A 12,942-nucleotide genomic window follows, 5' to 3' on the forward strand; every position below is an offset into this window, starting at 1 on the left:
AAAAACGGTCTGACCACCAAAAAGTCAGACCGTTTAATTTTGCATAACCTACATAACCAAATCAGCAAGTACCAAAGCTACCCCGTAAACCCAATGTCCACCGAGCATATCTCAGCGTCCGTGCCAACACGCATAAACGTGCCGTATACACCAACACCCGACGTCACGATGGAGTACATATCGCCCTTCTTTATCATTCCGCAAGGGTTCTCCCAGAAAAGCCCTATCGTCAAGTTGCCGGGGAAAAGCTGCCCGTCGTGTGTGTGTCCCGAAAAATCAATGTCCGCCCCTGCGTCAGCCGTCTCTTGAAGCTCGTCAGGCTCGTGGGAAAGCACGAATATCGGCTTGCTCTTGTCAAGCCCTGCCGTCAGATCAGCAATCTCCGCACGACTGCCGTCCTCTGTTCCCGGCTTGTCCGTGTCACGCCTGCCAACAAGATAAAATTCATCGTTCACAAGCACCGATTCATCATTGATAAGCTTTATGCCGCAGTCCTCAACAAATTTCGTCATCTTCTCATTGTGAAGCTGCTGTCCGCCCCAGTCAAATGTGAAGCCCATCAATATCTTCTCGTCAATGTCGTGATTGCCGTAAACTGCGTAAACTCCGTACTTGCTCTTTATGGACTTCAGCTGCGCCTTTATCCCCTCGGGATCGTCCATTCCGTCATAACTGTTGTCAAAAATGTCGCCTGCTATCACAACAATGTCTGCGTCCTGCTCGTTGATCTTCTTGACCATATTCGTGATGTGATCCACTCCAATGGCGTATCCCATATGCAGGTCAGCAACAAGCACAGCCTTTAAATGTTTGTCGCTTCCGCAGGATTTGTCAACAGTCACGCTGTATTCGTTCACCTTGATGTTTCGTGCGTTGAAAATGCCGTAAAGACAAGTTGCCACCGCACAAGCCACCACCACCGAACCAATTGATATCACGCTGCCACGAGAAAACAAAAGCGTGTTCTTTAGCTTCGTGTGCTTCGCAATAAGCCGCAGCAGATCAAAAAGCACCACATAAAGCAGCGAGTAAAGCATTATGCCTATCCAATATGTAGAAATTCGCCGTATGACGATAGCCACCGCCGATTTCGGCAGCAAAAACGCTATCACAGGCGAAAGCGCCATAAAAAGGTATATGACCGCAAAAGGCACCTTGAACCGCAGCCAATTGAGCCTATGGTTGCAATGCTTCATCCAATAGAAAAAGCGGAACATCATATACGCTGAAACACCCAAATAAAAGGGCAAAAGAAATAGAAATATCATCTTTTTTACCTCGCATAATCTGGACTATGGGCAAGTTACGTTGGCAGTCCGAGGAGCAGACAGACTTTAAACCGTACACAGCATTAAACCGTACAGAGTGCGGTTTTGTGCTGTCGCAAAAGCTTCAAAACAATGGGTGCACGATGTTCGCCCCTACATATAAACGGCGCATTTCCGCCATCGACGTCCCACCGATCTCGCCAATTACTGCTGATAGGTTTTATTCCCCTTCGAACTTCTCTAAGAAGCTATGCCGACCTTCGTTGTCTTTGTATGCAATGACTTGGTTGAGCATAACGTTCTCAACGCTCTTGAAAATGTTGAACTCTACCTGCGGATTGACCAGCTTGAGATTTGCAATAAGCTGCTTTATCTCCATTCGTTTCGATACAGTTCGGCTGTCGGGAGCGCAGGTCGTGCAAGTGTCCGTAAACTTGCAGGCACATTGGATAAACCTCAATCCATTGTAGTCACGCCAGCGCTTGATATCGTCCTCACGCACCATATAAAGAGGCCTGATAAGCTGCATACCCTCGAAATTCGTGCTGTGAAGCTTCGGCATCATCGTCTGAATCTGTCCTCCGTAAAGCATCGACATAAGTATAGTCTCGATAACATCGTCATAATGATGACCCAAAGCAATTTTGTTGCAGCCAAGCTCCTGCGCCTTGCTGTACAAATGCCCACGCCTCATTCGTGCGCAAAGATAGCAAGGGTTCTTTTCAATGTTGTATACCGAGTCAAAAATATCCGACTCAAACACAGTTATAGGAATACCCAGCCGCTTAGCATTTCGCTCGATTATCTCACGATTCGCAGGGCTGTAACCGGGGTCCATAACAAGATATTTCACCTCGAAAGGGAATTTGCTGTGCCTGTGGAGCATTTGGATAAGCTTTGCCATAAGCATAGAGTCCTTGCCCCCCGAAATGCACACGGCGATCTTGTCACCCGGCTGGATAAGCTCATACTCGTTGACAGATTTAGTAAACCTGTTCCAGATCTCCTTGCGGAATTTTTTCTGTATACTGCGCTCAGCGTCCGCAGAAATGTCCTTGATATCCTCCTGCGACAGCTTCTCACGCAGCCAGCCGTAATAACCGCCCTGAAGATTTTCAGCGTCATACCCAAGTTCCCGAAGCTTTTCCGCCTCAGTATCGCTTATAAGACCGCTCTTGCAGCAGATAAGCAGCTTTTTGTCTTTTGGCAGGGGAGTATCGTAAAGCTTTTCCAACGGCACATTTACCGCCCCGTCGATATGACCATATTCAAAAGAGAGCTCGTCACGAATATCGACAATGACCTCAGCTCCATTAACATCAAACATAAACAGACCTCCGATACAGGAATGTACTGTACTATATAATACCACATAACCGCACAAAAAACAAGCTTTTTTTAATTCGCATAGGGCTGGACTGCGGGTGTCGCACTTTGTAGCCCGAGGATAGGGTCGCTGAGGAAAGTACGATTGCATTGAGCTCCCAACAAAGTGAAAGGCAAATAGAGTGGAAAAGATACAAAGAAATAGACCCGACCATAAGCCAAAAACTAGCGCAGCGAAGGCGCGGGTCCAGCGGCGCGACGCTGGTCGGGTATAATTTTTGTTCGACAAGGCTCACAAAAATTCGGGCGAAGCGCCTGCCGGGGTCTCGGGGCAGAGCCCTGAGCAGAGTCAAGGGATAGCGTCCTTTGCGGAGTTTGAGGCAGAGCCTCATTCGGCGATAGCCGACCTTAGTAGGCGCAGTAAAGACCTAGACGAGCCACTAAGTAAAAGTTAAAAACAAAGTAAGTGCGAAGCAATATACTGCGCCGATCTCCTTGCACTCAGTCTCCTCGCAAAGAGCGTAGCGATTTTGCAACACTCCACCCCTGTATGCGCAAACAGCATAGCGATTTTGCAACACGCAAACGCCGCTCTCAGAATGTAAATTCTTATTAATTATTAAAGAAAAACACGATATTAATTCCGAAATTTCCGTTGCAGCAACCCAGCCGTTGTGGTAAAATATATATAATGGCGAAGTGTTTGCAATATAAAGATCAAGTCAAAAATAGGAATGAAAGGAATGATATAAGTGAAGAAAGTTAAGAAAAGATATATAAAAAAAATTACCCGAATGTTTGCTCTCGTGACCGCTGCAGTCTTAGTAATGGCGCTTAGCGCCTGCGGAAAGAACTCGGAAATAAAGCTTGGTACAGGCAACGAGGGCGGCGTGTATTTTAAGTTCGGAAACCTTATCCAGCAGCTCGATAGCCGTGTGACTGTCAAGAAAACCGCAGGTTCGCAGGCTAATCTCAGATTGCTTGACGACGGCTTTGTTGATATGGCGATCGTGCAAAGCGATGTGCTTTCTGAGGCCGTCAACGGTACGGGCGATTTCAAAAATCAGAAGATAGAAAGCCTCCGTGCCGTGGCAGGTCTTTATATGGAGAACTTTCAGATAATCGTCTCTGCCGATTCGGATATACAAACCGTGGCAGACCTCGACGGCAAGCGTGTCTCCGTGGGAGAGGACGGCTCGGGCGTTGCGAAAAATGCCGAGTATATCCTCAATTCCGTGGGACTTGATATCAGTATGCTAAATGTATGCAATCTGACCTATGCCCAGTCCGCAGAAGCCTTGAAGGATAAGTCTATCGACGCATTTTTCGTCGTCCTCGGTGCTCCTTCAACCGTAATAACCGACCTCGCCGAAAGCACCGATATCAGAGTGCTTTCCCTCGATGACAGAACAGTCTCCTATATGACAAACCTTTACAGCGGCTATTATCCCTCAACAATTAAGGCAGGCACTTATAAAGGCCAGACCGAGGATATCAAAACTATCGGCGTGAAAGCCGTGCTAGTCGCCGACAGCAGCGTCCATAACGAAGCCGTCAAAGAGATTTTGACAGCAATATTTGATAACGGCGGCAAGATAAAAGAGGATATCCCCTTTGCAGAGCCCGATAAGACTTTCGCTTCATCTGATATCCCTTGCAGCTTCCACCAAGGAGCAGCGGTCTATTATAACGACAACGATATCACGGTGAATACCGACCCGTCAAAGCGAACGGCTAAGCTCGTTATCGCAGATGATAATTGATAATTAAGGAGGCTCTGTAATTGAAAGTTATCAGTATAGATATGTATCAGACCCTTGCCGTTGCGGTGGGCGTTCTGTATCTCGGCGGATTTTTCAAAAAGAAAGTGAAAGTTTTGGAGAAATTCTGTATCCCTGCCCCTGTTGTGGGCGGAATAATCTTTGCGGTGGTATCCTGCTTGCTGCACGTTTTCGGTATCGTTGAATTTCAGTTTGACGAGACCCTCAAAACAGTTTGTATGGTAATGTTCTTTACCTCGGTGGGCTTCCAAGCCAATCTGAAAGTGCTCAAAGCCGGCGGAAAAAGTCTTGTGATATTCCTGCTCTGCCTTATCGTTCTCATCTTTACACAGAACGCCGTGGCTGTGGGACTTGCAAAGCTCCTCGGAATAGATTCGCTGGTGGGAATGTGTACAGGCTCTATCCCAATGGTGGGCGGACACGGAACGTCAGGCGCATTCGGTTCAGTCCTTGAAGATTTCGGGTTAAAGGGCGCAACAACTCTCTGCACCGCCGCCGCAACATTCGGCCTTGTTATAGGCTCCATAATGGGTGGCCCTATCGGCAGACGTCTTATACTAAAGCACGACCTTCTTAAAACCGCAGTAGCAGAGGACGCTTCCATACTTGAAGAGGATGAGGAAAAACACCACCGTTCCGTAAGTATGTACGCTCCTGCGGCTTATCAGCTCGCTATCGCAATGGGTATCGGCACGATAGTTTCTTGGCTGCTTTCACAAACGGGAATGACTTTCCCGATATATATCGGCTCGATGATAGTTGCAGCGTTTATGCGAAATATCGGCGAATATGGCGGAAAGCTCCATATCCATATGGGTGAGATAAACGATATCGGCGGCATATGCCTTTCGCTTTTCCTCGGCATTGCGATGATAACATTGCAGCTTTGGCAGCTTGCAGAACTTGCCCTGCCAATGGTGATACTGCTTCTTGCGCAGGTCATTCTTATGGCGATGTTCTCCTATTTTGTGGTATATAACGTTATGGGAAGAGATTATGACGCAGCGATCCTTGCGGCAGGAACTTGCGGCTTTGGAATGGGCGCAACGCCAAACGCAATGGCGAATATGCAGGCATTGACGGAGAAATTCGTGCCGTCAATAAAGGCTTATATGCTTGTGCCTATCGTGGGAAGTATGTTTGCCGACTTTATCAACAGCCTTGTTATCACGGGCTTCATAAATTTCATTAACTAAAATTACTAATGTTGGCTATGATTTGAAATGGGAATTGTATAGAGGAGTTGGGAATAATGAAATTTTTTAAGAACAGCAAAAACGGAAAGCTCAGAAAAAAGCATTTGGATTATGATTCGGAAAACCTTGCTTTCCCCGAGGTGCACATTGATACCGAGGGCGAAGATCATTACGCCGCACATTCGGAAGATGACAGCGCAGACGACGGACAGGTAGTATTTGACAACCTTGCCGTGCCCGAGATAAAAATAAAGAGAAAGATAAAAAAGTAAAAAACATAAAAATCGCCCCGAGAGCAAACATACATTGCTTTCGGGGCTTTTTATAAAATCCATAAATTATCAAAGATCAAGCCTGAAATAATGACATTCGGGGCAGGGGTGATGATATTTAAACGACTATTCTTCCGGCTTATAAACTTTTACTAAATTGTAGGAATCATCAAACAAAGTTATTCTGCCGCATTTTTCACAATGCCAAACATTATAGCGAGCATAGGGAATATCCAAAACGTGTATGTATTCGTTTTGCTGTATCTCACACCACTCCCTGTCCGAATAAACATAATATTCCGTATCGTTTGGGTCAAGCTGATTTGTGAGCATATTCCCACATCGACAGTATACTCTCATATTTATCTCTCCTATTTATTTTTTTATGCTATATATTATAACATATTTGCTATGTTTTGTAAAAAGTGGATCACATCTCCCCCAGCGCTTTCGTTTTATACATCGGCGTGTCGCCTGTTCTGATGATCGCTTGGCCGTCTTTTATGGCGGCGATATCGTATTGGTCGGAGATTTTTGAAAGGGTCTTGTCGCTTTCATTGAAGAGGTATTCCTCGCTGTCGGTGTCGATAAGGGCATAGCCGTTTATGGCGCTAATATTTGTGATATTTGTGATGTTATCAGAGCTTTGTATAGTCTGCTCTTTGTCGCTTTTGTCAAGATAGCAGGGCTTGCCATCTTTTGCATAGTAATAGCAGTTGTCGGATATTGCGAGTGGGTCGGGGAGAGTAAGTTTATCGAGCTTATCAAGCTTTTGGGCTTTGATATCATAGGCAAGATATTCGTAAGTGTATTCAGCCTTGTCTGTGTATTGCTCAAGGGCTTCGTTTTCGCTGAGACCGTTTTTCTCCGCAAAATCCTGCAAACGCTCCATAAAAGGGCGATTATCCGCCGCTTTCGATGTGCGGAAAATAAGCTTGCTATCCCACAAGCCATAGACCCACGCACCGCAGCTATAACCCTTTGTGACCTCGCCAAGATCATTGACTTTGCCGTCGCCAAGAGATACCGACATGAGCTTCATTGATGGCTCAAGCTCTTTGAAATCCTTGTCATAGGGCTGGTCGGTCATAATCATATAGGCTGTGTCGCCGATAAGTGCCATTCGGTCGAAATTGTTGTAGGAAAGGCCTTTTATTTCCGCAAGCTGCTTTTCATTTGCGCCGTTGATATCGGAGCTGTAAAAATATGTGCTGGTGGTATAAGTTCCGTCCTCTTGGGTGGTGATGTCGGAGCTTTTTATGTAGTAAAGCTTTTTGTCATAGATGAAAGGGTGGTTGTTCTTTTCGTATGCCGTGCAGTCTGAGCCCTCACGGTGTTTGCAGGAGGGGTCGTCGCAAACGGGGCTGTCCTCGAGGGTGGTCATATCAACGAAATCAAGGCGGCCGTTTTCCTGCACGGCAAAGCAGATATTATTGTCGTAATCGGCGCTTTCATAGAATGAAACTATCCTGCATTTGTCAGGCGTTGCGGTGTCGGCGGACTTGGTTTTGCTGCTTTTGCCGCAGGCGGTAAGGGCCATTGTCATTGCGCTTATCAAACTTATAGTGCTTATTATGCTTATGATCTTTTTAGTGTGTTTCATTGTATTCCTCCAATTGTTTGTTGGCTTCGTCGAGGATATCTTGCAGGCCTGCGTCGTAAAGAGATTTGTTGAGCTGGTCGAGATATTCCTTTGCGTTTATGGTGGCGCTTGCGCCGTCGGTTTTACTTTTTAGAAAATTGTCGTTGATATTAAGGGTCAGATCGTAGATATCCAATATCTGCTGGCGGACGTTATCGGTATGAAAGCTGAACTGAGAATATGGGCTGACCTGTTTGCAATCAAGCGCAGACAACATTTTTTCGCCCATATCCGCAGGGGAAAGTCCGCCGATAGGGAGCATTTTTGTCACATTGCCCATTGGCATTCCGCTGTATTCGGCATATGAAGCGCAGCCGTCTGTGTTGGTATATCCTGCGCCATAGTTTAGGATATTTATAAATTCGCTGTCGCACATAAAAGCGCTTAGGGCTTCAAAGGCAAGGTCTTTATTTTTTGAGCCGCTGTAAATGCCTGTGACGGGGACGTTTGAGGAGAGCTTTGTGTGAGCGGAATTTGACAGGCAGAGGGCTTTTGAATTGCCCACCTTTGTGGAAATGCCGAAATCTTCAGAAGTAACAAAGCCGTTTTTGCATTGGGCGGCGGTGGTGCTGTGGGTCTCGCCGAGGACTTCATCGGGGAGCTTGCTTCCAAGGTCAATGCCGTTCAAAAACTGTCCGCTGTTGTAATATTCTGCGATCTTTTCAAAAAGCTTTAGGGCAAAGTCGCTTTCGTAGATATTGGCGGCTTTGCCGTTTTCGTCGATGTAAATATAGTTTGTGATGAAGTCATAGTCAGTCCAGCTTGAAATGGAATCGAGGGACTGGATACCGAAAACTGTGTCGGTCGATCTGCATAGGGCGGCGATCTTATCGAGGGCTGAGAAGCAGTCGTCACCGAGGTCATCGGCGGTGAGGTCGCTTGGGACGATATCGTTATTAAGCTGGTAGGCGATATCGGTCTGCAAGCATATGAGCCAGCTGTCAACGCCGTAAATTTTGCCGTTATAGGTGAGGTTTTGCCAATAATCCTGCGGAAAGCTTGAATAAAGGGTCTGACCATTTTCGCTTTCGAGATAGCTGTCGAGGGGTTCGAGGAGGTCTTTTTCGGCATAGCTGAGATAGGAATTTTCAAACCAGCAGCTTGTGTCGATAATATCCGCTGTGCCGCTTGAAAGCTCGCTTATGAGGTTGTACTGATAGCAGGATGTCCAGAAATTATTCGTGAGCTTGCCGCTGCCGTCAAACATATTTTCAAGGTCGTTTGCAATGGTCTTGAACTGTATATGAAAGTCATAGCCAGCGCTGTCGAGGTAGTCGTTAAGGTCGTTCTCATAGGGCATATCCGTGCCTGTCAGCCATATTAGGGCGGTTTTATCGGCGGAGATGTCGGGTCGGCTGGTGGGTATGCTTTCGGTGCTGTTGGGGTTTGAAGCTGTGCAGCTGCTCAGAGATAGGGCGGCTGCTAAAAGCGCTATCGAAATTTTCATGAGTCTCGTGGTTTTTCTGCTTTTCGTATTTTTCAAATTACCACCTCCGTACATTAAGTATGGTTTGGGAGCGATTTTGCTGCAATGGGTGGGGGAATTTGTTATTGTGCACAATTTAAAGTTGCCCTTATCGTATGATATGCCGAATATGCAGCGGTTTTGAAACTAAATCGGGGTGGGGAGACTCTTATATTATAGGGGGTGTTATTATGGTTCTGTTTGATAGAAAGAGTGTTTGCGCTTTGGCGCTGAGTTTGGGCTTGAGTTTGACTGTGACTGTGACGGGGTGCGCTGATGTGCCCGATGATGTAAAGACGGGCAGCAGGGGCGAGGCCGATACTGTTTCGGCGGCGGAGAGTTTCATTTCTGTGGGCGACAGCGTTGATGGGGCGGCTGAGGATATAAAGGGCAGGGCTTTTGACAATATTACTGTGAACAGCGATCTTGTGGTGCAGTCTGCCGACAAGCTATATGACGGAAAGCTTATGGCTATAAGCGGTTTTGACAGCAAGGCGGAGGATATTTTCAAGCATTATATCGGTGATGAATATGACGAAAGCAAGATGATCTTCGATGAGCATACATATCCTACGGGACCGGAATATTCTGACGGAGATTGGTACATAAGCGTGGGGTGCAACGGGTTTGTAAATTATCAGCATTGCCTTACTGCGGATATTTATAACAATTCTGCTTTGGCGGATTATTATGCGTTCAAGGACGATGATGTGAATAATATCGGCGGAAAGGACGTGTCGGTTTTGCAGGCGGCGGAGATTGCGCAGGCTTTTGCGGACGATCTTGTGGAGTTTACTGATTATCCGAATGATATCAAGGTGAGCCATATTTCTCTTTGCAAAGGTGACAATGATGAAAATGGTAATGATAATGGCAATGATAATGAGTTTTATGTTGTTTATTTTGAGATGGAATATGAAGGCTGTCCAATGCTCAGCTATATGCCTACGACCGCTGACGATGATATCGCCATACCTACGGCGGTGGCGTATATTGAAGGGGACGAGGTCAATTGCTTTATCGTGCAGGTAGGGTTTGAATGTTATGGGGACAAGGAAGAGATAGGCGAGGTCATATCGCCCCAAAGTGCGGTGGATAAGGTCAGCGGTGGATTGTCACAATACATTGGCCTTGATCTGAAAAGGGTGTCGCTTCAGTATATCCTCAGTTTGGACGGCAATGTTCAGCCGACTGAGGAGGGCGAGGGAAAGGATATCGACAAAGCGCCTTGGACGACTTTTGCTTCATACAATACCTTTGTTTGTAAGCCCTACTGGGTGCTGTATTTTGATGAGAGCGCAGGGCGTGAGACTTTTGCCCTTTATGATATCGCAAGCGGAGAGATACAGTTTGTTGACAATGGGTATTTGCATACATAAATTACATTTTGGCGCAATGAACAAAATCGGTCGTCGAATTTGTGGGATATCACAAATCTGATCTTGGGGCGCAACAATATCGGCGGCTTTGTACACTTAATAGACGAAAGGGATATATCGCTTTCGTCTATTTTTTATTTTCTATTTGTAATGGAGCTGGGATTTATGTGTATGAATACTAATAAAAATTTGAAAAGGGCTGCGGCTTTGATCGCTGCGGCGGTCATACTGACGGGGTGCGCTTCTGTGCCTAGTGATGTCAAGGACAACAAAGGGGATACAAAAGGCGTTTCGGACAGCGAGACGGCGGAGCTGGAGCAGATCGCCGTCAGCGACCTTGAGGGTGATGTTCAGACGGCGCTTTCAAAGGAATATTCGCAGTTTGCATTTGCTGAGGGCATAAAAGTGGATATCCCTGATGAACTGCAAAAATGCACTTTTAAGCAGGTCAGCGGTTATGAGGAGAATTACGCGGGGATATTTTCACGATTCTTTGACAAGGCGGAGCTTGCGGGTGAGGAGATATCAAAAGACACGGGGGCAGACGGAATGGTGAGCTACGGCTTTTCGGACGAGCTGGGCAAAAAGTATGGCTGTGTCGGCAACAACGGCTTTATTTGCTTTGCAAAGCCCAGCGCATATGACGATCTTTTCAGCGGCGGAAAAAGGGTGAAAATTTATCACGCTGACAGAAATGACGACCTTTCCGACAGCTATCAGCTTGACGGGCAGGACGTTACTATCGGCGAGGCTGTGGACTCTGCGCAGAAGTGGCACAATGAAAATTACGCTGATCTTGAGCCGGATTATGACATATCTGTGAAAACTGTTATCGTCAGAGAGAACGATATGGGGGTAAAGTCCTTTGATATAATGGCGGAAAAGAAGTACAAAGGGGTTGCGCTGGACGACCTTGTGCAGAAGCTTGACGATACTGTCAGCGACGGGCAGAAGATGAAATATGTCACCCAGAGCATTTATATGCAGATGTTCAAGGCGGACGAGATCGGCAGTATGACCAACGGCAACGGGCTTATCAAGCCTCAGGAAGAGGGCAAGCTTGACAAGATAATATCATTTTCCAGCGTGATGAATTATTTGGAGCAGAGTTTTACGGACTTTGAGACAAAGGTGGAGATAAGCGATGTGAATTTAAAATACACGCTGACACCCGATTATGACTACAAGGACGGGCAGAACTGTTATGACGCTGGGATAGGCTTTTCGAGCCATCTTGTGTGGGAGCTTGTTATTGATGTGAAAGCTGACGAAATGCCTGTGGGCGAGGAATATGAGACTATGGGCAATGTTCAGAAGTATATTTATGTTGACGCAGAAAACGGAGATATCGACTATGATTTTGATCTGTTTTCGCTTATACAATAGGGTGAGGGCGTTGTGTATATGAATGGTAAACTTTGCAGAATTAAATTTATAGCTGCGTTGTCATTGTTGGCGATATTATTGTGCGGCTGTGGGTCGGGGAAAGCTGATAATATATCGGAAAGCGAGGTCGAGACCTCTCGGGTGACGACTGTATCGGACGTTTCAAAGGCCGATAAAGAGGGCGAAAGTCAGCAGGCTTTTGAGACTATCACGGCGCAGGCGCAGAGTTATGACGGGGAAAAGCTAACGTTTTTGTATGGCGGAGAGAGCTATACTTTGCCCCTTTCGAGAGACGATTTTGCCAACGATCAGGTGTATTATCCGGGGCTGAAGCTGTATTCGGAGCAGATAATAAATAACAAGCTGGGCGAGGAAGTCACGGCGGTGCTGAAGGTCGACGAGGATATGACGAAGATAATAAAGTGCGATGTTATCACGAAAAACGGCACGGTTTTCACCACGGGAATGGGTGACAGCGCTGACGAGAGTGCCGATCACACATACACATTGAAGCGGACGGGCGGTTCGATGTGCGAGATAAGCAATGACGACAGGGTGCTGGAGGCTGATCTTAACGATCTTATAATATCGGAAAAGGTGGATTATGAGGAGGAGATCGCTGACATTTCCTTTATGGGCTATTTATTTACGGACGGCAAGTTTATTTTGAATGAGCTGTATTTAAAGGACGGTGAGGAATATTCTGAGCGTTTGAACAGGGAATACCCCTGCTTTTTTGGAACTGTGCAGGCTGTGGGTGATGATAGGGCGGAGATAAAGCTCACGGACGGGGAGACTGTTTGCGATGTGCCGATGTATTACTGCGACGGTGAGCTGAGCGAGGGGCTTGAAGTTATGGTGATACTTGACAGCTCCACCGATCTTTTCGGCAGCGGAAAGTCGGAAAGCTTTGATTATGCCGTTATTTGCACCGATCCTGCGGAATACAACGCTTCGGGGCGAGATTTTGGCAAGCTTGCTTACGCTCGGGCGGACGGGAACAATCTCGGGCGGTTTATTTACACGGAGATCGAGTGATTTTGGGTGCATATGAACCACCCCCGACTGAGAGGTTCGGTCGGGGGTGGTTTGTGTATTTTGGGCAACAAAAAATCTCGCAAACCTAAGTTTGCGAGATGAAATATGTGTTGCTACTATAAAATAGATGACAATAAAAATGCCAATTTGACGTCATCTATCAAGCGGTCTTATCCTACCGAGTCAGCT

Annotated in this window: 10 protein-coding genes; 6 read left to right on the forward strand and 4 right to left on the reverse strand. The window is 46.5% G+C overall.

From position 1 onward, the window contains the following. Nucleotides 1-77 precede the first annotated feature (77 nt). Nucleotides 78-1,268, reverse strand: coding sequence for a metallophosphoesterase (locus QZ371_RS11170; RefSeq protein ID WP_295213209.1), 1,191 nt, complete (start codon nt 1,266-1,268; stop codon nt 78-80). A gap of 220 nt (nt 1,269-1,488) precedes the next feature. Next, complete coding sequence (locus QZ371_RS11175) at nt 1,489-2,595, reverse strand: ATP-binding protein (protein WP_295213211.1); 1,107 nt, start codon at nt 2,593-2,595, stop codon at nt 1,489-1,491. A 751-nt stretch (nt 2,596-3,346) separates the two neighbouring features. On the opposite strand from QZ371_RS11175, the gene QZ371_RS11180 reads away from it, so the two are divergent. The 3 genes from QZ371_RS11180 to QZ371_RS11190 are packed head-to-tail and all read left to right on the forward strand — an operon-like array spanning nt 3,347 to nt 5,843. After that, nucleotides 3,347-4,357: a TAXI family TRAP transporter solute-binding subunit gene (locus tag QZ371_RS11180; protein WP_295213215.1), complete on the forward strand. Its 1,011-nt coding sequence runs from the start codon at nt 3,347-3,349 to the stop codon at nt 4,355-4,357. A 41-nt stretch (nt 4,358-4,398) separates the two neighbouring features. Beyond that, nucleotides 4,399-5,571, forward strand: a complete 1,173-nt coding sequence (gene gltS, locus QZ371_RS11185; RefSeq protein WP_295213236.1) for a sodium/glutamate symporter — start codon at nt 4,399-4,401, stop codon at nt 5,569-5,571. Nucleotides 5,572-5,627: 56 nt separating this feature from the next. Next, entirely contained in the window at nt 5,628-5,843 is a 216-nt protein-coding gene (locus tag QZ371_RS11190) for a hypothetical protein (RefSeq protein ID WP_295213218.1), read from the forward strand. Between the two features lie 430 nt (nt 5,844-6,273). Here QZ371_RS11190 and QZ371_RS11195 read toward each other — a convergent pair whose 3' ends face one another. Then, nucleotides 6,274-7,446 (reverse strand): hypothetical protein, encoded by a 1,173-nt coding sequence (locus QZ371_RS11195; protein ID WP_295213220.1) that lies wholly within the window; start codon nt 7,444-7,446, stop codon nt 6,274-6,276. Beyond that, entirely contained in the window at nt 7,433-8,968 is a 1,536-nt protein-coding gene (locus QZ371_RS11200) for a DUF3502 domain-containing protein (RefSeq protein ID WP_295213222.1), read from the reverse strand. The genes QZ371_RS11195 and QZ371_RS11200 overlap by 14 nt, the downstream gene beginning before the upstream one ends. Nucleotides 8,969-9,141: 173 nt before the next feature. Here QZ371_RS11200 and QZ371_RS11205 point away from each other — a divergent pair, with 173 nt between their 5' ends. The 3 genes from QZ371_RS11205 to QZ371_RS11215 all read left to right on the forward strand — a co-directional run bounded on the left by QZ371_RS11205 (nt 9,142) and on the right by QZ371_RS11215 (nt 12,753). After that, nucleotides 9,142-10,329, forward strand: a complete 1,188-nt coding sequence (locus QZ371_RS11205) for a hypothetical protein (RefSeq protein WP_295213224.1) — start codon at nt 9,142-9,144, stop codon at nt 10,327-10,329. A gap of 171 nt (nt 10,330-10,500) precedes the next feature. Next, nucleotides 10,501-11,715: a hypothetical protein gene (locus QZ371_RS11210; protein ID WP_295213226.1), complete on the forward strand. Its 1,215-nt coding sequence runs from the start codon at nt 10,501-10,503 to the stop codon at nt 11,713-11,715. Nucleotides 11,716-11,733: 18 nt separating this feature from the next. Beyond that, a complete protein-coding gene (locus tag QZ371_RS11215; protein ID WP_295213229.1) occupies nt 11,734-12,753 on the forward strand; it encodes a hypothetical protein in 1,020 nt (339 codons plus the stop codon). Nucleotides 12,754-12,942: the final 189 nt, after the last annotated feature.

The organism is Ruminococcus sp., assembly GCF_019423705.1.
Taxonomy (GTDB): Bacteria; Bacillota; Clostridia; order Oscillospirales; family Ruminococcaceae; genus Hominimerdicola.

Excerpts from the sequence above, each read along its gene's own strand:
- gltS (WP_295213236.1), top strand. The coding sequence starts at position 4,399 with ATGTATCAGACCCTTGCCGTTGCGGTGGGCGTTCTGTATCTCGGCGGA.
- QZ371_RS11195 (WP_295213220.1), bottom strand. The coding sequence starts at position 7,446 with ATGAAACACACTAAAAAGATCATAAGCATAATAAGCACTATAAGTTTG.
- QZ371_RS11170 (WP_295213209.1), bottom strand. The coding sequence starts at position 1,268 with ATGATATTTCTATTTCTTTTGCCCTTTTATTTGGGTGTTTCAGCGTAT.
- QZ371_RS11215 (WP_295213229.1), top strand. The coding sequence starts at position 11,734 with ATGAATGGTAAACTTTGCAGAATTAAATTTATAGCTGCGTTGTCATTG.
- QZ371_RS11175 (WP_295213211.1), bottom strand. The coding sequence starts at position 2,595 with ATGTTTGATGTTAATGGAGCTGAGGTCATTGTCGATATTCGTGACGAG.
- QZ371_RS11190 (WP_295213218.1), top strand. The coding sequence starts at position 5,628 with ATGAAATTTTTTAAGAACAGCAAAAACGGAAAGCTCAGAAAAAAGCAT.
- QZ371_RS11210 (WP_295213226.1), top strand. The coding sequence starts at position 10,501 with ATGAATACTAATAAAAATTTGAAAAGGGCTGCGGCTTTGATCGCTGCG.
- QZ371_RS11205 (WP_295213224.1), top strand. The coding sequence starts at position 9,142 with ATGGTTCTGTTTGATAGAAAGAGTGTTTGCGCTTTGGCGCTGAGTTTG.